Origin of the sequence: Xanthomarina sp. (assembly GCF_035306705.1) — a bacterium.
Classification (GTDB): Bacteria; Bacteroidota; Bacteroidia; order Flavobacteriales; family Flavobacteriaceae; genus Xanthomarina.
The window spans coordinates 23403-44124 of sequence record NZ_DATGNO010000154.1 but is presented as its reverse complement, the minus strand read 5'-3'; the positions used below and the strand labels follow the sequence as shown (position 1 = coordinate 44124).

Sequence of the window (20722 nt, the reverse complement as noted above, 5' to 3'; positions counted from 1 at the left end):
GAACTATAAATACCATCGTTGTCCTGTGAGGCGTACTGTGACGATCCACAAGAAGCCAAGACAACAAACAAGCCAAAAACGGCTATCAACGGTGTTTTAGTTAAAAAGGATTTATTAATTTGCATATCTCTTGAATTTTATTGTTGAACATAACAAAAATAGTTAGTTTTGCGCAACTATTATATATATTTAACATAATCACAATATTTGTGCCAAAACCCTGAATATGAGTAAAAATCTTACAAGTAGAGCCGAAGACTATTCTAAGTGGTATAACGAACTTGTTGTAAAAGCAGATCTTGCTGAAAACTCGGCCGTTAGAGGTTGTATGGTTATTAAGCCTTATGGCTACGCCATTTGGGAAAAAATGCAAGCAGAGCTGGATAGAATGTTTAAGGAAACAGGACATCAAAATGCTTATTTCCCGATATTTATACCTAGAAGTTTGTTTGAAGCCGAAGAAAAAAATGCCGAAGGTTTTGCTAAAGAATGTGCTATTGTTACACACTATAGACTTCAAAGCGATCCAGATAATCCTGGGAAATTACGTGTAGATCCTGAAGCAAAATTAGAAGAAGAACTTATTGTTAGACCTACTAGTGAAGCCATTATTTGGAGCACTTATAAAGGTTGGATACAGTCTTATAGAGATTTGCCTTTGCTAATTAACCAATGGGCCAACGTGGTGCGTTGGGAAATGAGAACTCGTTTGTTTTTACGTACGGCCGAATTTTTATGGCAAGAAGGGCACACGGCACATGCCACCAAGAAGGAAGCTATCCAAGAAGCTGAATTAATGAATAATGTGTACGCAACTTTTGCTGAAAACTTTATGGCTATTCCAGTAGTTAAAGGCGTAAAAACCGAAAGCGAACGATTTGCGGGCGCTGTAGACACCTATTGTATTGAAGCCTTAATGCAAGATGGAAAAGCCTTGCAGGCTGGAACATCGCATTTTTTAGGACAAAATTTCGCTAAGGCATTCGATGTTAAGTTTACCTCTAAAGAAGGAAAACAAGAGTATGTTTGGGCAACGTCTTGGGGAGTTTCAACCCGATTGATGGGGGCTTTAATTATGACGCATAGTGATGATAAAGGCTTGGTGCTTCCTCCAAATCTAGCACCAAACCAAGTAGTTATAGTGCCTATTTATAAAACAGAAGAGCAGTTTGAAGAGATCTCCAAATTAGCAAAGCTGATGATTAGTGACTTAAGGGCCAGACATATTTCGGTAAAATACGACGACAGGACTACTTTAAGACCAGGAGCCAAGTTTGCGCAACACGAATTGCAAGGCGTGCCGGTGCGAATAGCTATTGGACCAAAGGATTTGGAAAACGGCACGGTAGAGCTGGCTAGAAGAGATACCTTAACCAAAGAGGTGATTGCTTTAGATAATTTAACATCTACGGTTGAAGCTTTAATGACAGAAATTCAAACTTCCTTATATAAGAAAGCATTGGATTTTAGAGATTCGCATATAACTCTGGTAGATACTTTTGAGGATTTTGAAAAGATTTTAGAAAGTAAAGGAGGGTTTATTTCAGCACATTGGGATGGAACCGAAGAAACCGAAACTAAAATCAAAGAATTAACCAAGGCAACCATTAGATGTATTCCTATGGACCAAGTCCATGAAAATGGCACTTGTGTGTATACTGGAAAGCCTTCAAAAGGGAGAGTTTTGTTTGCAAAAGCCTATTAATTCAAAATATTTTAAAAAAATATGGATTAGGTGTTGCAACATTTAAAAATAGTTGTATTTTTGCAGCCGCTTGAAAGATATAAAACAAGAATTGTTTTCTCTTGAAAGTTAACAATAGAAATATTGTTAGTTATTTTGAAATGATGTATTGCAGGTTTAAATATAATAATATATATTTGCACACTCAAAACAAAATGGCCCGTTCGTCTATCGGCTAGGACGCCAGGTTTTCATCCTGGTAAGAGGGGTTCGATTCCCCTACGGGCTACAATTTTTATTAAAGAAAGATAATACAATGGCAAATCATAAGTCAGCACTAAAGAGAATTAGAAGTAACGAGTCAAAACGTTTAACTAATAGATACAAGCATAGAACTACTCGTAGTGCTATTAAGAAATTACGTGAGATGGAATCTAAGGAAGAAGCACAAGCTGCTTTTCCAGACATTATGTCTATGATCGATAAGTTAGCTAAGAAGAATATTATTCATGCCAATAAAGCAGCGAATTTAAAATCTAAATTAACTAAGCACGTAGCTTCTTTATAAAAAAAGAATATCAAGATTTCTATATAGAAACCTTTCAATATTAATTGGAAGGTTTTTTTTGTTCCCTTTTTTAAAATACAAGTAAAAAGAAAAGCCTTGAATAAATCAAGGCTTTTCTTTTTGCAATATAAGTTAAGAGTTATTATCCGTTCATGGAAATTAAAAACTCTTCATTGTTTCTAGTCTTTTTAAATCGCTCGTTAATAAACTCCATAGCTTCTACAGGATTCATATCTGCAAGATACTTTCTCATCACCCACATTCTTTGAATGGTGTTGCTATCCAATAAAATATCGTCTCTACGAGTACTTGATGATGTTAAGTCGATAGCTGGGAAGATTCTACGATTAGAGATTTTTCTATCTAATTGTAACTCCATATTACCTGTTCCTTTAAATTCTTCAAAGATAACTTCATCCATTTTAGAACCTGTTTCGGTTAAGGCCGTAGCAATAATCGTTAAAGATCCACCATTCTCAATATTTCTGGCAGCACCAAAGAAACGTTTTGGTTTATGAAGTGCATTGGCATCTACACCACCACTTAATATTTTTCCTGAAGCAGGTTGAACAGTATTATAGGCTCTGGCCAAACGAGTAATCGAATCTAAAAGGATAACTACGTCATGCCCACATTCCACAAGTCTTTTTGCTTTTTCTAAAACAATATCTGCAATCTTAACATGTTCGTGCGCTTCTTTATCGAAAGTTGAGGCAATAACTTCACCACGTACATTACGTTGCATGTCGGTTACCTCTTCTGGACGTTCGTCTATTAATAAAATCATTTGGTACACTTCCGGATGGTTGGCCGCAATAGCATTGGCCACATCTTTAAGCAACATGGTTTTTCCTGTTTTTGGTTGAGAAACAATCATACCACGTTGCCCTTTTCCTATAGGTGAAAACAAATCCATGATTCGTGTGGAAATGGTACTTTGCTTACCAGCTAAATTGAATTTTTCTTGTGGAAAAAGCGGGGTTAAATGTTCAAAAGAAACTCTATCTCTAACAACATCTGGACTAAGTCCGTTAATTTTAATCACTTTTATTAAAGGGAAATATTTTTCCCCTTCTTTTGGAGGTCTTACGTTTCCTAAAACGGTATCGCCTTTCTTTAAGCCGAATAAACGGATTTGTGATTGTGAAACGTAAATGTCGTCTGGAGAAGATAGATAATTATAATCCGAAGAGCGTAAAAACCCATAACCATCTTGCATAACGTCTAAAACACCTTCACTTTCTATAATGGCATCAAACTCGTAATCTGGCTCTCTGTATCTGTTTCTAGTGTCTTTGTTTCCGTTGGAACCACTAGAGCTTTGATTTTTATTCGGGTTTTGATGTTTGTTATCTCTTTTAGGACGATTCTGATTGTCGCTTTTAGGATTGTTATTTTGATCCTCTTTATCACTATTACCTGTGTCCTTAGGTTCATTATCTGTATTATGAACAGGTTTTGAAGGTTTTGGTTGCTGAGGTTTTGGCTGTCTAGGCTTAGGTTGTTGCGGTTTTGCCTGTTGCGGTTTTGGTTGTTGAACTTCTGTCTTTGGAGCTTCTGTTTTTGGAGTTTCTGCTCTCGGTGACTCTGCTTTGGCATCTAAAGTTTCCTTTACAATTGGAGCAGGTGCGCTTTCTACTATATTAGTAGTTTGGGCAGGACGAGCAATACGTTCTCTTTGTTTTTTTTGTTGAGGAATTTCCTTTTTTGGTGCCTCCATAACAACTTCTTTTACTGCCTGGGGGTTGGCAGCTTGATGATCTAGTATTTGATATACCAAATCTAATTTTTTTAATGAACGATATTTAGACACGTTCAGTTTTTTAGCCATTTCCTGCAACTCAGGAAGCTTCATTTCTTTTAACTGTGAGATTTCAAACATTGATGTTGAATTGAATATTTGTATTAAATATTAAAATTGATTTTTTCTGAAAAAAATAGATTTTATTCTGAAGAATAACAACTTACAACTGTGGTAGTTGTACTTTGTTATTGCAATTATACAACTTTATTTTATTTAATTTAGTTAATTTATTAAAAAGAAACCATTATTTTTGCTGCTTTAAATAACAATTAAGAATGCTACAAAGAATTCAAACCATATATCTTTTACTTGCTGCTGGAGTTTCTGGTGGACTTATATTTGTGTTTGAATTATGGACAACACCTGAAAATGTACAAATTTTCGCAAAAGATGACCTTGCTGTTTTTGCACTGTTCATGTTGTCGGCTGTTTTGTCCGTTATTGCGATTTTTAGATTTAAACAAAGGAAATCTCAATTTATATTGGGACGACTAAACATCATATTAAATTTTTTTTTACTAGGGTTATTTTTGTATCGCTCTCTAAATGTATCTGGAGAAACGGAAGTTTCAGAGAAAGGTATTGGGATTTTTCTTCCTATTATTTCTATCGTGTTGTTGGCACTAGCCAATAAGGCCATTAAGAAGGATGAAGATCTTGTAAAATCTGTAGATCGTTTAAGATAAACCTAACATCTTAGTTGTATTAGTGCGTAAACCCAAGGTGAAGATCTTGGGTTTTTTTTTGAGTTGTTTTTAAAAACCTTTATCTACTTTCAAACTCAATAACCTCTAGGTCTTTTATATTACTACCATCAATTACAAAGCGCAGCATGGTTCTTACTTTATGAAAACCGTATTTTCCAACAGCTCCAGGATTCATGTGCAATAAATTTAATTTTTTATCTGGCATGACCTTTAGAATATGCGAATGACCACAGATAAACAAATCTGGCGGATTTTTTTTCAGGGCTTCCCTAATTCTTACATCATATCTATTAGGGTAACCTCCAATATGCGTGATCCAAACATCTACATTTTCACAAATAAACCGGTTGTTTTCTGGAAATTCGGCTCTAGCATCGTGTCCATCTATATTCCCGAAAACAGCTTTTAAAGGTTTTAGTTTTTTTATTTGATTGGTTACGTTTAAATCGCCAATATCACCAGCATGCCATACTTCATCTGCTTGTTTTACGTGTTTTAAAATAGCATCATCTATATAGCTGTGGGTATCAGAAAGGAGTAGGATTTTTTTCATATTATTTCCTATGAAACTGGTTCCGAAGCATCGGAATCAATTTTATATTTAACTTTTATTTGAAACTTCAAGAAAGATTTAAATTCTATCTTTGTTTTTTACAAAAATAGCATAATCCCTTGAGATATTTCTTAGAGCTTTCATACAACGGAAAAAATTATCACGGTTGGCAAAATCAGCCCAATGCCATTTCTGTACAAGAGGTTGTTGAAAAATCCTTGTCCACGCTTTTAAATCAATCTATAGCTATAGTTGGAGCAGGACGAACAGATGCTGGGGTACATGCCAAGCAGATGTTTGCGCATTTTGATACGGAAGTTTTTTTTGAAGTAATTGATTTAATTTATAAACTCAATTCATTTTTACCCAAAGATATTTCCGTTCAGGATATATTTGAAGTCAAACCAGATGTTCATGCCAGATTTCATGCGGTAAGTCGTGCTTATTTATATCGGATTGCTTTAAGTAAGGATGTTTTTACTTATGATGAATCTTATTATGTAAAGCCAGATTTGGATTTAAATAAGATGAAAGAGGCTACGAAATTACTATTGGGTCATAAAGATTTTCAATGCTTTTCGAAAAGCAATACAGATGTAAATACGTATAATTGTTATATTATGACGGCCGATTGGGAATTCGTGGAAAACGAGTTGCAGTTTCGTATAAAAGCAGATAGGTTTTTAAGAAATATGGTTCGGGCTATCGTTGGAACTTTAATAAATATAGGTTTAGGAAAACTGAAAGTTGAAGATATGCACAGCATTCTAGCTTCTAAAAATAGGAGTGAGGCTGGTTTTTCCGTTCCGGCGCATGGTTTGTATCTTACAGAGGTTGAATATCCAGAAACTATCAAATTAAAATAATAAAAAATTGACTCCTATTTTTGGGAAGTAAACATGAGCAAAATAGAATCCATACTTGAAATCACCTTGTTTAAAAAGCTTTTTAAGTTTATTAAGCCTTATAACCATGTGTTTGTTGGTGTGCTGGTTGCCGTTGTCCTATTGGCTATTTTTGGAGCTGTTAGACCTTATATTCTTCAACAGGCGATAGACCAGAACATTGTTACTAAAAAATTTGAAGGTTTTTTACCTTATATTTATATTATGGCAGGACTTTTATTAGCAGAAGTTGTTTGCCAATTACTTTTTATATACTATTCTGGATTTCTGGGTCAGAGTGTGGTTAAGGACATTCGTGTCAAATTATTTGACCACATGATCCGGTTTAGAATGAAATACTTCGACAACTCTTCCGTAGGAGTATTAATTACTAGAGCGGTTACGGACATGGAGCGTATTGCCGATGTTTTTGGTGAAGGATTCTTTATGATTTTTAGAGATTTACTTACCATGCTAGTCGTTTCTTTGGTGATGCTTTATATGAATTGGGAATTAAGCCTGATTGTATTTTTAATGTTGCCTTTGGTGTTATATGCCACCCGCTTGTTTCAAAAATATATGAAACGTGCGTTTGAAGAAGTAAGAACAGAAGTTTCTAATTTAAATTCCTTTGTACAAGAACGTATTACTGGAATGAAAATCCTTCAACTGTTTACAAGAGAAGCTACCGAATACAACAAATTTAAGGAAATAAATGAACGCCATAAAAAGGCTTGGTTAAAAACCGTTTGGTACAACTCCATTTTCTTTCCAATAGCCGAATTGTCCTCCTCAATTACCATTGGTCTTATTGCTTGGTATGGGGGTTTAAATGTGGTTATTGGACAAACAGCTTCACTAGGGGATTTAACGGCTTTTATTATGATGATTCCTATGTTGTTTAGACCTCTTCGTCAAATTGCCGATAAGTTTAATGCCCTGCAAATGGGAATGGTAGCTGCAAAAAGAGTGTTTAGAGTGCTTGAAACCACTTCGCAAATCGATGATCATGGTACTTTGGAGGTGACTTCATTTAAAGGAGATATTTCGTTTAAGGAGGTGTATTTTAGTTATGTAGAAGACGAGGAAGTTCTAAAAGGGGTTTCGTTTCAGGTGGAAGTTGGAGAAACAGTTGCTATTGTTGGAGCAACCGGAGCAGGGAAGTCGACCATAATTAATTTACTAAACAGGTTTTACGATATTAACAAAGGTGAAATCTGCATTGATAACATTAATATCAAAGACATTAAACTGGCTTCGTTAAGAACGCAGATTGCTGTTGTTTTACAAGATGTGTTTTTGTTTGCCGATACTATTTTAAATAATATCACCTTAAACAATCCTGCTATTAGGCAAGAAGATGTGGAACAAGCCGCAAAGGATATTGGAATTCACGATTTTATTATGAGCTTGCCAAATGGCTATCATTATAATGTAAAAGAACGTGGGGCCATGTTATCTTCAGGGCAACGTCAATTACTGTCGTTTTTAAGAGCTTATGTTACTAATCCAAGTATTTTGGTTTTAGATGAAGCTACGTCATCCGTCGATTCTTATTCTGAACAATTAATTCAAAATGCCACCTATAAAATAACCAAAGGAAGAACCTCCATAATTATTGCCCATAGACTGGCCACCATTAAAAAAGCAGACAAAATCATGGTTATGGATGCTGGAGAAATTGTGGAAGTAGGTACGCACAAAGAGCTACTTAAAAAAGAAAATGGTTATTATAGAAATCTATACGAAGTCCAATTTCTAAAAGAAGAAGTTGCCTAAATTTATTTAAACGCTCTTCTATTTTACACAGGTAATTTTAAAGGATAAAACCTTATCAGATTTTTGACTTCACTTTAAACCAGATCTTTTTTAATCAAGTCTACTAATTCTAGTGTGTCTTTAAACATAATAAATTTACCATCCTTAAAATAAGAAATCTGTCCAGTTTCTTCGCTTACAACAAGGGCTAAAGCATCGGTTTTTTCGGTAATTCCAACCGCAGCTCTATGTCTTAAACCAAAACGTTGTGGCAAGCTTTTATCGTTGCTTATTGGCAGAATTACACGTGTGGCCTTTACGATATTGTCTGAAACAATTATGGCACCATCATGTAAAGGACTGTTTTTAAAAAAAATACTTTCAATAATTGGTTGCGTGATTTTAATATTCATCTCGTCTCCGGTTGTTACTAGAAAATCCAGATTGTTGTTGCATTCAAAAACAATTAAAGCTCCTGTTTTAGAGGCTGACATTTTGTTGCAGGCGGCCATAATGCTTTCGACATCCGTTTCCGATTCACTTTCTGTTTTTAGAAAATTAAATCTCCCTAGAAACTTACGTCGTTTGCTAAAATTTGTAGAACCAACCATTAATAAAAACTTCCTGATTTCCTGTTGAAAAACCACAATCAAAGCAATTAAACCAACACTCATAAAGCCGCCTAGAATCTTGCTTAGCATTTTCATCTCTAAAGCTTCGGTTAGCAGATAAATAAAGTAAATAATAACTATTCCAATAAAGATGTTTATGGCTACGGTTCCTTTTACCAATTTGTAAATATAATAGAGCAAGAGTGCTACAAGTATAACATCTGCAATATCTATAACCGTAAATTTTAATAGGTCGTCAAAAATTTTCAAAGGTGTGAGGTTTTGGTAAATTTAAATAAAATATCCATAGAACTCATCTTAATTAAAAATGAACTCTTCATTGGCAATAACAACATTTTTATCTGTTAGCTTATTCAAAAGAGATTTTAAACTAATATAATCTTGAAAGCTTAAGTTTTGGCTGAAAAACAAATGGAGCGTTGTAGCTTCATCAGTTTTTGAAGCAAATTTATTTATATCCTGTAATAAAGTGGTTTCTGAAGATTTTAAAGCGTTTTCTTCTGTTGCAGAATGCATCTCAATATTTGAAGTAGAACGAATAACGATATTATAATTATTAGCCTTTAAATCAAAATCTATGGGTTGTTTTTCTATATAATAAACGTCGGTAAATTCAATGAAACCCAAGTTGTTAATACTTGTATTGTGACAGGTATAATAGTTTTTTGCTTCTTCGTTTTTATGAACTTCCGCATTGCGTTTTTTGTTTTGCAAATAGACAATTTTTGGAATGGCTTGCTTTAAAGTCAGACGTTTATCCACATTTACCAACCAATTTGTGGTGCCAATTAATGATTTCCTATTAAGCTCGATGCTGTCTTCTTTAGTTTCATCGTAAAACAAATAAGCTGGAGAAACATCTAAAATTTCGAAAATATCCGAATGGTCTATCTCTGGAAGTTGTACTACTTTTTTATTACCACATGAAACTAAAAAAATTAGCGCTAGTATTTGAAAATATTTCATTTTTAATATTTTAATTGTTCTATAAGTTTTACACATTCCACAGCCTCCTTAACGTCGTGGACCCGTAAAATAGAAGCTCCTTTTTGCAAGGCTACGGTATTTAAAACAGTTGTTCCGTTTAAAGCTTCTTTTGGAGAATTTTCCAGCGTTTTATAAATCATGGATTTTCTGGAAACACCAGATAGAATTGGTTTATCAAGCATTTTAAAAAGCTCCAAATGATTTAGGATTTCAAAACTCTGCTCTTTGGTTTTTGCAAATCCAAAACCTGGATCTATAATAATGTCTATAATTCCAAGAGCTTGAGCTCGGGCAATTCTTTCAGAAAAATAAAATAACATTTCTTTTATTAAATTTTCATAATTGGTATGTTGTTGCATGGTTTGTGGCGTTCCTTTCATATGCATCATAATATATGGAACTTTAAGTTTTGCCACGGTTTCCAGCATTTCTTCGTCTAATTTTCCAGCTGAAATATCGTTAATTAATGCAGCTCCAGCCTCAAGACCTTGTTTAGCTACTTGACTTCTAAAGGTATCGATAGAAATTAATATCTCTGGAAATTCTTTCAAAATTAAAGAAATAATTGGAAGCAAACGTTGTAGCTCTTCATCTTCATTAATGTGTTTGGCATCTGGACGAGAACTATAAGCGCCAATATCAATAAAAGCAGCTCCGTGTTTTAACATGGTATAAACCTGCGACAAAATTTCGTTGTCGTTTTTATATTTTCCGCCATCATAAAAGGAATCGGGAGTTAGATTTAGGATTCCCATAACTTTTGGAGTCGATAAATCTATAAGTTTGCCTTTGCAATTTATGGTCATAAAAAGGTTTGAAATTTAAGATTCAGTGATCAAAGTTTGACAAAGAAACGAAACTTTGAATTTAGAACTTTGAACTCTGAACTATTTAAGCGAAATTTACGCAAAATTCATTTTAATTCATGCAAGACACTTCAAAACAATACGACGCAGTTATAAAAACATGTCGGGATTTATTTATTAAAAAAATGAAAGATTATGGAAGTGCTTGGCGTATTTTGCGTTTACCATCGCTTACCGACCAGGTTTTTATAAAAGCACAACGTATTCGAGGGTTGCAACAAAATAAGGTTCAAAAAGTAAACGAAGGTCAAGAAAGTGAATTTATTGGCATTATAAATTATTGCGTTATGGCCTTAATCCAATTGGATATGGGCGTTGTAGAACAACCAGATTTATCCTTAGATGAAGCCACCAAGTTATATGATGAAAAAGTAACTATTGCCAAACAACTCATGATGGACAAAAACCATGATTATGGTGAAGCTTGGCGAGATATGCGCGTAAGCAGTCTAACCGATTTAATCCTTCAAAAGTTATTGCGTGTTAAACAAATTGAGGACAATCAAGGAAAAACTTTGGTTAGTGAAGGAATTGATGCAAATTATCAGGATATAGTAAATTATGCGGTTTTTGCTTTAATTCACTTGAGTGAATCAAAATAGAGAACAAAAGCTTAAAACAAAATGAGGAATGAGAAGACAAAATGAAGGTTTGGTCTAAGCGAAATAGAAATAAAATAATATTAGTATAATTAAATAGATTCTTGCCTTGGCAGGAATGCAAAATAGAGTTATGAAATACATAGTTAACATTAGTAGAATTTTAGTAGGTGTTTTATTTATTATCTCCGGATTTGTAAAGCTCAACGATCCTTTAGGGTTTTCGTATAAATTGGAGGAATATTTTAGTGCAGATGTACTTAACATCACATTTTTAGAACCTTATGCTTTAGCAATTGCCATTTTTGTGGTAATTTTTGAAGTTATTCTAGGAATTTTCCTGTTAATAGGATATAAACCAAAATTTACTGTTTGGAGTTTGTTGGGAATGATTGTGTTTTTCACCTTCCTAACATTTTACTCTGCTTACTTCGAAAAAGTTAAGGATTGCGGCTGTTTTGGAGATGCCATACCATTAACTCCTTGGGAAAGTTTTTCAAAAGATGTTATTTTACTCGTCCTCATTTTAATTCTATTCTTTGGGGTCAAATACATCAAACCCATACTTAGACCATTTGGACTAACAGTGGTTGCCCTCTTTAGTTTTATTGCATGTTTATGGTTTGGTTACCATGTTTTAATGCATTTGCCATCTATAGATTTTAGAGCGTATGCTGTGGGCAAAAACATTATGAAAGGAATGATTATACCAGAAGACGCTCCAAAACCTATTCAGCGTTTTACTTGGACTTTTAATGTGAATGGTGAAGAAAAGGACTTTGTTACCGATGGGAGTTACCCGGAAGTTGATGGGGAATATGTGGGAGTTGAAACAAAAATTATTGATGCAGGTTACGATCCTCCAGTAAAAGATTTTTCCATTGAAACTATGGATGAAGATTTTACCGAATATTATTTAAATGAAGACCATCTTATTATGATTGCCATGTATAATCTAGATAAAGCAGAAAAAGATGGCGTTGTAAAACTGAAAGCTTTTTCAGATGAAGCCCTTAGAAAGGGATATACGGTTATTGGCTTAACAGCTTCTGGTGAAGATGCAAAACAGCATATGAAAGAGCAATACAAACTCCATTTCGATTTTTTCCTTTGCGACGAAAAGGCTATAAAAACCATTGTTCGATCTAGTCCTGGAATTTTAAAATTGGAAAAAGGAACTGTTATTCAAAAAGTTCATTGGAACGATTTAGAGGATATGGATTTACCTGAAGTAGCACGTAAAGCAGAACCTTTAAAAGAAAAAGTGGTTGATGAACGCATCCTTTATCTTGTTGATGGCGAACCATATGAAAAGTCTTATGTGGATAACATTGCTCCGGATGTGATAGAATCGGTTAATGTTATTAAAGACACAACTTTAGTTAGAGAAAAAGGTGTTACAGATTTTGATTCGATAATTGAAATTATTTTAAAGAAAGAATAATCTGTTTAGCTATTTATTAAATAAAATCCTTTACGCCCTACTCACTTTATTTGGAGTGGTAACCGTAATATTCTTTTTATTTAATGTGCTTCCTGGAGATTCTGCTCAAATGATGCTTGGGCAGAATGAGGACAGTACGCAATTAGCAATTGTTAAGCAGAAATATGGTTTCGATAAACCCATAAGTACACAATATTTTTACTATTTAAACGATTTGTCGCCCATCTCGTTTCATTCAAAAACAAAAACGGATTACTCCTTTTTACGGGAAGGAAAATATACGGCTGTTTCTTTGTTTTCTATAGGAAACACCACAACGGTGTTCAAGTTTCCTTATTTAAGGGAATCCTTTACCAAACAAGGTAAAAAAGTCAGTCATGTTTTAGCTGAAACACTTCCAAACACGTTTGTTCTAGCTGTAAGCGCCATTTGTATTGCGCTTTTAATAGGCTTGATTCTAGGCATTGTTTCAGCTTTGTATAAAGATACTTGGTTGGACAAAGTCATCCAGATTGTAAGTACCGTTGGAATGAGTGTGCCTTCGTTTTTTAGTGCTATTTTATTTGCTTGGTTGTTTGGATTTGTGCTTCATAAATACACCCAATTGGAAATGACAGGAAGTCTATACGAGTTGGACGATTATGGTGAAGCCATGCACATTCAATGGAAAAACTTAATCCTACCAGCTATTGTTTTAGGGATTCGTCCTTTGGCTGTTGTTATTCAGCTTATGCGAAATTCGCTCTTGGAGGTTTTTAATCAGGATTATATTAGAACCGCCAGAGCCAAAGGTTTAAGCGAGTTTCAAATTATTAGAAAACATGCTATTAAAAATGCATTAAATCCAGTAGTTACAGCTATTTCGGGATGGTTTGCTTCCATGTTGGCTGGAGCTGTTTTTGTAGAATATATTTTTGGGTGGAATGGCCTTGGGAAAGAAATTGTAAACGCATTAAACACCTTAGATTTACCAGTAATTATGGGTTCTGTGTTAATTATTGCCCTACTCTTTATAATAATCAATATTTTTGTAGATATTATTTATGCTTGGTTGGATCCAAAGGTGAAGTTGGAATAATATTCCTGTAAAAACAGGATTTTCTTAAAAGCCCTTCGTAGAACTTCAGTTTTGTTCCTGAAGGCTTTAATGGCCTTATAGGATTTAAAACAGAGCATATTAAGGAAATGAATTATTAATTAAAAGATCCCTGCTTTCGCAGGCTTTGAAATGAGAAAACATATTGTTGCAGGAAATTGGAAAATGAATAATGATTTGGCACAGACAAAATCATTAATAAGCGAATTGAAGAAACAACATCAAACTTCGAATGCAGAAGTGATGATTGCACCATCTTTTACAAATCTTATGTCAGCTTTTGAAGCTTTAAAAGGTTTAGAGATTCAAGTGATAGCTCAAAATATGCACTTTGCAGAATCGGGAGCTTATACTGGAGAAGTAAGTGCAGATATGCTAAAAAGTATTGGGGTACAAACGGTTATTTTAGGACATAGCGAACGTCGTGCGTATTTTAATGAAACCGATGAACTGCTTGCTAAAAAAGTAGATTCGGCCTTGAAAAGTAAGCTGCGTGTTATTTTTTGTTTCGGAGAAGAGTTAAAAGATAGAAAAGCTGGAAATCACGAAACAATTGTTGAAAGCCAGATAAAAAACGCCTTATTTCATTTAAAAGCAAATGCTTTTGAAAGTATTGTAATGGCTTACGAACCTGTTTGGGCCATTGGAACTGGCGAAACAGCTAGTCCGGAGCAAGCGCAAGAGATGCACGCTTTTATTAGAAAAACCTTGGCCAATGAATACGGAAAGGAAGTAGCGGATTCTATATCTATTTTATATGGAGGAAGTGTAAAACCTAGCAACGCCAAAGAAATTTTCTCAAAACCAGATGTAGATGGTGGTTTAATTGGTGGAGCAGCGCTAAATGCTGAAGATTTTTATGCCATTGTTAACGCTTTTTAATTGTAAGTAAATTTCTGAGTAATAAAATAAAATATGTCAAATACAATATATATTGGTTACGATTTTAAGGTGTCGCCTTTACAACCAGGAACCGAAATTTTAATTGCCGAATTGGGTTATGCAGGCTTTGAAAGCTTTGTGGAAACCGAAGAAGGAGTTTCTGCTTACATTCAGAAAGAAGAATGGAATGATGCTATTTTAGAAGATATCCAGATTTTGGGTTCGACTGAATTTCAAATAAATTATTCGTTTAGTGAAATAGAGCAAGTAAACTGGAACCAAGAATGGGAAAAGAATTTCAATCCCATAATTGTTGAAGGTGAATGTTCTGTAAGAGCACCTTTTCATGAGAAACCAGATACAAAATACGATATAATTATTAAGCCAAAAATGAGTTTTGGAACTGGACATCACGAAACCACCCACATGATGATCCATCATATTTTAAAGAATGATTTTGAAGGAAAATCTGTTTTGGACATGGGATGTGGAACTGGAGTTTTAGCTATTCTAGCTGAAATGAAAGGGGCCAAACCTATAGATGCTATCGATTATGATAATTGGTGTTTTATTAACAGTCTGGAAAATGTGGAACGCAATAATTGCAAGCACATAACCGTTTTGGAAGGCGATGCCAGTATCTTGGGAGATAGAAAATATGATGTTATTATTGCCAACATCAATAGAAATATTTTACTAAATGATTTGAAAACTTATATTACATGCTTAAATACTCATGGAGACGTGTTTTTGAGTGGTTTTTATAAAGACGATATTCCTGCCATCGAAGAGGAATGCAATAAATATCATTTAAAGCTCGTTGATACTATTGAGAAAAACCAATGGGTTGCTTTAAAATTCATAAATTAGTAGGATAAATTTTTTAAGATGAGTACTAAAGAAAAAATACAAGAACAAGGAAGTGTTGACACTTTAGAGCAAAAAAACAATGAGATTGTATTGTATAACGACGAGGTTAATACTTTCGATCATGTTATTGAAACACTTGTTTATGTTTGCGATCACACCCCAGAACAAGCTGAACAATGCTCTATAATTGTTCACTATAAAGGAAAATGTACGGTTAAAACAGGGGCTTATAAAGAGCTGGAACCAAGATGCTCCATGTTATTGGAAGCTGGGTTGAGTGCGGAAATAATTTAAAAAGGCATCTACTTTTTACCGTAAATGTCTTTCTTAAAGGAACCAATCGGTTAAGATTCCTACTTCGATTAATAGCTACTTAAAGCTAAAAATCAGAAACGTTTTACCCTATGATTTTTGTCTGGAACTCGATTTTTTTAAAAAAACTTTAGAAGGTTTATTTAGGTATAAAACTAGTGATTTTTATTTTTCGGTAGTTTTCTCTTTCTTCATAACAATCGTTCTATAAGGGAAAGGTATTTCAATGCCTTCCTTGTCAAAGCGTTTTTTAACACTTTCCAGAACATCGCATCTCAAAGCAAAAGAATCTGAATAATTTCGTGCCCAAGCCCAAGCCCTAATGGTCATGGAAGAATCGTTAAGTTGTGTTAACGCAGTTCTTACAATGGGTTTGTTATCTTTTCTATCCATGTCTGTTCTATTATCGTATATAAGAGGGTGATTTTCGCATTCTTCTCTCATAATTTTTTTCGCCAAATCGATATCGCTATCATACGAAATGCCTATTTCAATACGCTCGCAGCATTTTAGTTCTCCTAAATTGTAATTGATTAATTTTTCCTTGTTCATGATGGCATTGGGTATCACGATCATTTTATTTTCAAAATTACGAATAATCGTATGTCGCAAAGTAATATCTGTAACCGTTCCAACCATAGTGTCGGTTATCTTAACAATATCACCAATTCTAAATGGTTTAAATGAAATGATAAAGACACCGCCAACTAAATTAGACAGGGCTTCTTGTGAAGATACTCCAGCGATTATAGCAATAATACCAGCTCCTCCCAAAGCAGTCTGTGCAACGCCTTTAAGAGAAGGAAAGGCCAATAGTCCAAATAGAAAACCAACAAAACAAATAGTGAATACAGCTACATAACGTAAAAATTTAAAGCTAGTTGGATCATATTGAAGTGCTATTTTTTCTTGAATTTTATATTTAAACCACATATTACAAATGGTAGCGGCTATTATGGTAATAATGGCTACAACTCCTAAATAAGAGGCTAATTTAAAGCTGTTAATTAAAACTCCACTTTTGTCGCTATCAACATAAATTAGACCTAAGGCAATTAGCCCTAAAACCAACCACAAAATATTTAAGATGCGTTTAATAATATTAAACGGTCTAATAGGTGCGTTGGAAAATATATTTTCTTCTTTCTTTCGCAGCCATTTATGCAAGATGTTAGTTGCAAAATAGAGAATAACAACAGTTCCAAGAACTATTAAAGTATGTATTAATTGCGATTTATAGGTTACGAAAAACTCCGTCATATCTACTATTTTTTAAATTATTTGTTACCTCGGTACCAATTGAGGTTTCTTTTTCTTTTCTCGAATGAGATAGATGCCAATAAATATTAAAATACCACCTACAAGATACCAAATGGTAAACTCTTCTCCATCCAGTAATCCCCAAATAACAGCAATTAAAGGCATTAAATAGGTAACTGTACTTGCAAATATAGGCGACGTATTTTTAATAAGTTTATAATATAAAATGATGGCTATTGCTGTTCCTAAAATAGTAAGAATTCCTAAATATCCCAAAGCTTCCCAGGTTTCTGGATTTGATTTAAAAGTATTGAAAAACCCCGAATTAATTAAAATTAAAAATGAAGGAATCATCCAAAAGCTAAAAACACCTCCAGATAATTGTTTTGAGGGTACGTGCTCCAGCTTCACTTTTATAATTAAACCTGCCATGGCATAGCAAGCAGTTGCTAATACAACCAAAAGCGTATAGCCTATTTGCGAATCTTCGCTTTTAGTTTCTGAAAAATACATTAAAGTGGCAGCACCTAGAAATCCAATAAGTGCTCCTACAACTTGTGTGACTTTACTTTTTATTCCGAAAATAGAGAAACCTAAAATGAGGACAAATGCTGGTACAAGTGAATCTAAAATCCCAGCCATAGAACTACTTACTTTGGTTTGTGCTATAGGAAAGAGAAACATAGGAAAGAAATTGCCAAAAAAACCAGCAAGGGCCACCCAAAATAAGGTGTTCTTATTCATTTTAAGTAAGGCAGGAACTCCTAAAAAGGCAAGTAGTATTCCAGAAACTCCAACCCGAATGGCACCAATTTGAAAGGGTGTAAAAACGAGTAAGGATTTTTTAATTAAGATAAAGGAGCTTCCCCAAGTAAGTGCTAATATAATGAGTAGGAACCAACGGTTTTCAAATATTTTTCCCATGAGCACAAAGTTAAAAAGCAATTGCTTAATACAATTGCTTTTTAATGGATTTTATATAAAAATATCTGTTACCAGAAACCTTAAAAGGAATGTTGTGATTACTAGTTTAAACAGGACTGGTTTCCAGCTTCTCCGTTATTGCATCTTCACTTTCGTCTAGATATAAATAACGCTCTTTACTATCGTCTAATTCGTCCATCCATTCCGTATGATGTGTTTCTGCCATAGTTCCGGTAACCACACTTTGGAAATTTTTGTCTCTATATGTTAAAATGTTTTCATCTTTATCTTTTAACCACTCTTTAAACATGATGGCTACTTTATCCACATTAAAATCTGGATAATCGGAGATAGCCAATAAATCTTTAATATAAGCCGATTGGAAATCGACATGATCGAAACTCGTGGCTAATTTTTCATTTTCCTCTAACCATTTATCAATGTCCAATCTGCGTTCTGCTTTTGATGGTAATTTAAAAGTCCCCATCATATAATCTCTGGCTACCCAAGCTTGGGTATCGAACATATTAAAAGTGTAATATTGATCTTGCATTCCAAGATAAATCAATCGAGGCAAGTCGTTAAAAAATATGCCTTTGTACAGATTGTCAGGATAGAGATTGTTTTTTGTTTTTAAGCGCATTTCATCTGGGAGAAATGGAAATTTATGTTGATAACCCGTACACATAATAACAGCATCAAATTTTTCAGATGTACCATCTTTAAAGTGGGCTATATCATTTTCAAAATGTGTTAATAAAGGTACTTCCTTGATACCATCTGGCCAATTAACACCAATGGGATTGCTTCTATAGCTAAGGGTTACCGAGTTTGCGCCATGTTTATAACATTGCACACCAATATCTTCAGCGGAATAACTACTACCTATAATAAGCAAGTTTTGATCTTTAAACGGATCGGCGCCACGGAAATCGTGTGCATGCATTACCTGTCCAGGAAACTGTTCAATCCCTTTAAAATACGGCATGTTTGGCGTAGAAAAATGCCCGGAAGCCACTATTAGATAATCAAATTTTTCCGAATAGGTCTTATCAATTTTCAAATCGTCTAAAACAACAGTAAACTTCTTCGTTTCGTCGTCATAACTAATCCAGCGTGCTGTGGTATCAAAACGAATGTAATCACGCACATTGTTTTTTTTAATTCGACCTTGAATGTAATCGAATAAAACAGGTCTTGGAGGATAGGATGAAATGGGCTTTTTAAAATGCTCGTCGAACGAATAGTCCGAAAACTCTAAACATTCTTTAGGGCCATTGGACCAAAGGTATTTGTACATACTACCGTGAATTGGCTCGCCATATTTACCGACACCCGTTCTCCAAGAATAGTTCCACATACCTCCCCAATTACTTTGTTTTTCAAAACAAACAATTTCAGGAACGTCGTGTCCATCTTTTTTTGCCGCTTCAAATGCCCTTAATTGGGCCAAACCACTAGGTCCTGCACCAATAATTCCAATTCGTGTTTTTTTCATATTATGATAATAAATTTATAGACCTGTATATGTGTGATATACAGATTGTAATTAATAATGTATTAGGTAAATGACTGCGTGTTGCAGTGAGAAAGACTTTAATCTGAAAATAGACTGAAAGAAAATACGATGTTGTTAAGTTTTCTTGAAGTCGATAGATCGCCTTATACCGAAGCCGATAAGATACGATTTTCGCTCTGTAAAACCTAATGAAATAAGGTGAAATAGGGGAGTTTCATCAGGTTTTATAGATAAGAAGTCCTGATTTTGAATAATTTAGATAATTTAAAAGCGCTTATTTCTGTAAATAATGAATGAGCGTTTGTTCTATGGCAATTTTAAAGAGCTTACTTGAGATACTTTTTACTTAGAATCATCCAGTGGTTTCTTCTTTTTATCGTTAATGAGATATATACCTATTAAAATTAACACGCCACCAAAGATATACCATGCAGTAAATTTTTCTCCATCTAGAATTCCCCAAATAACCGCAACGATAGGAAGTAAGTAACTAACAGTACTAGCGAAAACGGCAGAAGTATTTTGAATTAATTTATAGTACAAAAACATGGCTATTGCCGTGCCAAACAGAGTTAAGAACGCCAAATACCCCATGGGTTTGATGTATTCTGGACTCATTTCGAAATTTTGAAGGAATCCTGTAAAGTATAATATTATCAATGATGGTATGGTCCAAATAGTATAAATGGCAGCTGTTAATTGTACGGCATTTACATGAGGTGTTCGTTCTTTAATAAGTACGGCATTTACACCATACGACGCACCTGCGATAACTACCAACATAACATACCAAAATTGTGAAGCCTCGGTATTTGCTTCTGAAAAATAAATAAGACTGGCTGCTCCTAAAAACCCGATAATAGCACCTATAACTTGAGATAATTTGCTTTTAATTCCGAAGAGTAAAAATCCGAATATCAATACAAAAATCGGAAACAAGGAATCTAAAATACCGGCTAAAGAACTACTTACTCGTGTTTGTGCAATAGGAAACAAATACATGGGCAGGAAATTACCAAAAAAGCCAACCACGGTTACCCATAGCAAGGTCTTTTTAGACATTTTTAAAATTGCTGGAATGCCAATAATCGCAAATATTAAACCAGAACCCAAAACACGTATGGATCCGATTTCGTATGGTGAAAAGGCTATAAGAGATTTTTTTATCAGTATAAATGAGCTGCCCCAAGTTAAAGTGATCACGAACAGCAGAACCCATCGATTATTAAATAACTGACCCATATTTGCAATATTACTTTTTAAAAACACCTAGGTTAAATAATAAGCGCAGTCGAAAAGTGAAAACACTGCTTTTTGACTGCGCTAAATGTAATTATATTTTAAAACCGAATTTAGTTTTTATTTAAATTTAT

Annotated in this window: 20 protein-coding genes and 1 tRNA gene; 12 read left to right on the top strand and 9 right to left on the bottom strand. The window is 34.2% G+C overall.

Features of this window, described 5'->3' with window-relative positions:
• Nucleotides 1–226 precede the first annotated feature (226 nt).
• From proS to rpsT, 3 genes are all read left to right on the top strand, one after another.
• Nucleotides 227–1705: a proline--tRNA ligase gene (proS, locus tag VKY47_RS12640; protein WP_324313174.1), complete on the top strand. Its 1479-nt coding sequence runs from the start codon at nucleotides 227–229 to the stop codon at nucleotides 1703–1705.
• A 196-nt stretch (nucleotides 1706–1901) separates the two neighbouring features.
• A tRNA-Glu gene (locus VKY47_RS12635) sits at nucleotides 1902–1973 on the top strand.
• A gap of 27 nt (nucleotides 1974–2000) precedes the next feature.
• Complete coding sequence (gene rpsT / locus VKY47_RS12630) at nucleotides 2001–2252, top strand: 30S ribosomal protein S20 (protein WP_324313173.1); 252 nt, start codon at nucleotides 2001–2003, stop codon at nucleotides 2250–2252.
• Nucleotides 2253–2394: 142 nt separating this feature from the next.
• Here rpsT and rho read toward each other — a convergent pair whose 3' ends face one another.
• On the bottom strand, nucleotides 2395–4134 hold the full coding sequence (rho, locus tag VKY47_RS12625; protein ID WP_324313172.1) for a transcription termination factor Rho: 1740 nt from the start codon (nucleotides 4132–4134) through the stop codon (nucleotides 2395–2397).
• Nucleotides 4135–4331: 197 nt separating this feature from the next.
• Here rho and VKY47_RS12620 point away from each other — a divergent pair, with 197 nt between their 5' ends.
• Nucleotides 4332–4742 (top strand): DUF4293 domain-containing protein, encoded by a 411-nt coding sequence (locus VKY47_RS12620; protein ID WP_324313171.1) that lies wholly within the window; start codon nucleotides 4332–4334, stop codon nucleotides 4740–4742.
• A 79-nt stretch (nucleotides 4743–4821) separates the two neighbouring features.
• Here the strand turns inward: VKY47_RS12620 and VKY47_RS12615 are convergent, their stop codons facing one another.
• A complete protein-coding gene (locus VKY47_RS12615) occupies nucleotides 4822–5316 on the bottom strand; it encodes a metallophosphoesterase family protein (protein WP_324313170.1) in 495 nt (164 codons plus the stop codon).
• Nucleotides 5317–5435: 119 nt separating this feature from the next.
• On the opposite strand from VKY47_RS12615, the gene truA reads away from it, so the two are divergent.
• Together truA and VKY47_RS12605 are read left to right on the top strand one after the other, a co-directional pair.
• Nucleotides 5436–6182: a tRNA pseudouridine(38-40) synthase TruA gene (gene truA, locus VKY47_RS12610; RefSeq protein WP_324313169.1), complete on the top strand. Its 747-nt coding sequence runs from the start codon at nucleotides 5436–5438 to the stop codon at nucleotides 6180–6182.
• A gap of 33 nt (nucleotides 6183–6215) precedes the next feature.
• Entirely contained in the window at nucleotides 6216–7979 is a 1764-nt protein-coding gene (locus VKY47_RS12605) for an ABC transporter ATP-binding protein (protein WP_324313168.1), read from the top strand.
• Between the two features lie 74 nt (nucleotides 7980–8053).
• Here VKY47_RS12605 and cdaA read toward each other — a convergent pair whose 3' ends face one another.
• Genes cdaA through folP form a run of 3 tightly spaced genes read right to left on the bottom strand, consistent with a single transcriptional unit; the run spans nucleotide 8054 to nucleotide 10383 of the window.
• The gene (gene cdaA / locus VKY47_RS12600) at nucleotides 8054–8839 is read right to left on the bottom strand and encodes a diadenylate cyclase CdaA (protein ID WP_324313167.1); all 786 of its coding nucleotides are present in this window, start codon (nucleotides 8837–8839) and stop codon (nucleotides 8054–8056) included.
• A 48-nt stretch (nucleotides 8840–8887) separates the two neighbouring features.
• Complete coding sequence (locus VKY47_RS12595; RefSeq protein WP_324313166.1) at nucleotides 8888–9556, bottom strand: hypothetical protein; 669 nt, start codon at nucleotides 9554–9556, stop codon at nucleotides 8888–8890.
• A 2-nt stretch (nucleotides 9557–9558) separates the two neighbouring features.
• Nucleotides 9559–10383 carry a dihydropteroate synthase gene (gene folP / locus VKY47_RS12590; protein ID WP_324313165.1) on the bottom strand — a complete coding sequence of 275 codons (825 nt, stop codon included), beginning with the start codon at nucleotides 10381–10383 and terminating at the stop codon, nucleotides 9559–9561.
• A gap of 119 nt (nucleotides 10384–10502) precedes the next feature.
• Between folP and VKY47_RS12585 the strand changes: the two genes are divergently transcribed.
• The 6 genes from VKY47_RS12585 (at nucleotide 10503) to VKY47_RS12560 (ending at nucleotide 15628) form a co-directional block, all read left to right on the top strand.
• The gene (locus VKY47_RS12585; RefSeq protein WP_324313164.1) at nucleotides 10503–11045 is read left to right on the top strand and encodes a DUF1599 domain-containing protein; all 543 of its coding nucleotides are present in this window, start codon (nucleotides 10503–10505) and stop codon (nucleotides 11043–11045) included.
• Nucleotides 11046–11175: 130 nt separating this feature from the next.
• On the top strand, nucleotides 11176–12486 hold the full coding sequence (locus VKY47_RS12580) for a BT_3928 family protein (RefSeq protein ID WP_324313163.1): 1311 nt from the start codon (nucleotides 11176–11178) through the stop codon (nucleotides 12484–12486).
• 1 nt (nucleotide 12487) lies between these two features.
• Nucleotides 12488–13564 (top strand): ABC transporter permease, encoded by a 1077-nt coding sequence (locus VKY47_RS12575; protein WP_324313175.1) that lies wholly within the window; start codon nucleotides 12488–12490, stop codon nucleotides 13562–13564.
• 150 nt (nucleotides 13565–13714) lie between these two features.
• Entirely contained in the window at nucleotides 13715–14464 is a 750-nt protein-coding gene (gene tpiA / locus VKY47_RS12570; RefSeq protein ID WP_324313162.1) for a triose-phosphate isomerase, read from the top strand.
• A 33-nt stretch (nucleotides 14465–14497) separates the two neighbouring features.
• On the top strand, nucleotides 14498–15334 hold the full coding sequence (gene prmA, locus VKY47_RS12565) for a 50S ribosomal protein L11 methyltransferase (RefSeq protein WP_324313161.1): 837 nt from the start codon (nucleotides 14498–14500) through the stop codon (nucleotides 15332–15334).
• Nucleotides 15335–15352: 18 nt separating this feature from the next.
• Complete coding sequence (locus tag VKY47_RS12560; protein ID WP_324313160.1) at nucleotides 15353–15628, top strand: ATP-dependent Clp protease adaptor ClpS; 276 nt, start codon at nucleotides 15353–15355, stop codon at nucleotides 15626–15628.
• 183 nt (nucleotides 15629–15811) lie between these two features.
• Here VKY47_RS12560 and VKY47_RS12555 read toward each other — a convergent pair whose 3' ends face one another.
• From VKY47_RS12555 to VKY47_RS12540, 4 genes are all read right to left on the bottom strand, one after another.
• Nucleotides 15812–16906 (bottom strand): mechanosensitive ion channel family protein, encoded by a 1095-nt coding sequence (locus VKY47_RS12555; RefSeq protein ID WP_324313159.1) that lies wholly within the window; start codon nucleotides 16904–16906, stop codon nucleotides 15812–15814.
• A gap of 24 nt (nucleotides 16907–16930) precedes the next feature.
• Nucleotides 16931–17830 carry a DMT family transporter gene (locus VKY47_RS12550; RefSeq protein ID WP_324313158.1) on the bottom strand — a complete coding sequence of 300 codons (900 nt, stop codon included), beginning with the start codon at nucleotides 17828–17830 and terminating at the stop codon, nucleotides 16931–16933.
• Between the two features lie 106 nt (nucleotides 17831–17936).
• Entirely contained in the window at nucleotides 17937–19328 is a 1392-nt protein-coding gene (locus VKY47_RS12545; protein WP_324313157.1) for an NAD(P)/FAD-dependent oxidoreductase, read from the bottom strand.
• A 363-nt stretch (nucleotides 19329–19691) separates the two neighbouring features.
• Nucleotides 19692–20591: a DMT family transporter gene (locus VKY47_RS12540; RefSeq protein WP_324313156.1), complete on the bottom strand. Its 900-nt coding sequence runs from the start codon at nucleotides 20589–20591 to the stop codon at nucleotides 19692–19694.
• Nucleotides 20592–20722: the final 131 nt, after the last annotated feature.

Excerpts from the sequence above, each read along its gene's own strand:
- proS (WP_324313174.1), top strand. The coding sequence starts at position 227 with ATGAGTAAAAATCTTACAAGTAGAGCCGAAGACTATTCTAAGTGGTAT.
- rpsT (WP_324313173.1), top strand. The coding sequence starts at position 2,001 with ATGGCAAATCATAAGTCAGCACTAAAGAGAATTAGAAGTAACGAGTCA.
- rho (WP_324313172.1), bottom strand. The coding sequence starts at position 4,134 with ATGTTTGAAATCTCACAGTTAAAAGAAATGAAGCTTCCTGAGTTGCAG.
- VKY47_RS12620 (WP_324313171.1), top strand. The coding sequence starts at position 4,332 with ATGCTACAAAGAATTCAAACCATATATCTTTTACTTGCTGCTGGAGTT.
- VKY47_RS12615 (WP_324313170.1), bottom strand. The coding sequence starts at position 5,316 with ATGAAAAAAATCCTACTCCTTTCTGATACCCACAGCTATATAGATGAT.
- VKY47_RS12605 (WP_324313168.1), top strand. The coding sequence starts at position 6,216 with ATGAGCAAAATAGAATCCATACTTGAAATCACCTTGTTTAAAAAGCTT.
- VKY47_RS12595 (WP_324313166.1), bottom strand. The coding sequence starts at position 9,556 with ATGAAATATTTTCAAATACTAGCGCTAATTTTTTTAGTTTCATGTGGT.
- folP (WP_324313165.1), bottom strand. The coding sequence starts at position 10,383 with ATGACCATAAATTGCAAAGGCAAACTTATAGATTTATCGACTCCAAAA.
- VKY47_RS12585 (WP_324313164.1), top strand. The coding sequence starts at position 10,503 with ATGCAAGACACTTCAAAACAATACGACGCAGTTATAAAAACATGTCGG.
- VKY47_RS12580 (WP_324313163.1), top strand. The coding sequence starts at position 11,176 with ATGAAATACATAGTTAACATTAGTAGAATTTTAGTAGGTGTTTTATTT.
- tpiA (WP_324313162.1), top strand. The coding sequence starts at position 13,715 with ATGAGAAAACATATTGTTGCAGGAAATTGGAAAATGAATAATGATTTG.
- prmA (WP_324313161.1), top strand. The coding sequence starts at position 14,498 with ATGTCAAATACAATATATATTGGTTACGATTTTAAGGTGTCGCCTTTA.
- VKY47_RS12560 (WP_324313160.1), top strand. The coding sequence starts at position 15,353 with ATGAGTACTAAAGAAAAAATACAAGAACAAGGAAGTGTTGACACTTTA.
- VKY47_RS12555 (WP_324313159.1), bottom strand. The coding sequence starts at position 16,906 with ATGACGGAGTTTTTCGTAACCTATAAATCGCAATTAATACATACTTTA.
- VKY47_RS12550 (WP_324313158.1), bottom strand. The coding sequence starts at position 17,830 with ATGGGAAAAATATTTGAAAACCGTTGGTTCCTACTCATTATATTAGCA.
- VKY47_RS12545 (WP_324313157.1), bottom strand. The coding sequence starts at position 19,328 with ATGAAAAAAACACGAATTGGAATTATTGGTGCAGGACCTAGTGGTTTG.
- VKY47_RS12540 (WP_324313156.1), bottom strand. The coding sequence starts at position 20,591 with ATGGGTCAGTTATTTAATAATCGATGGGTTCTGCTGTTCGTGATCACT.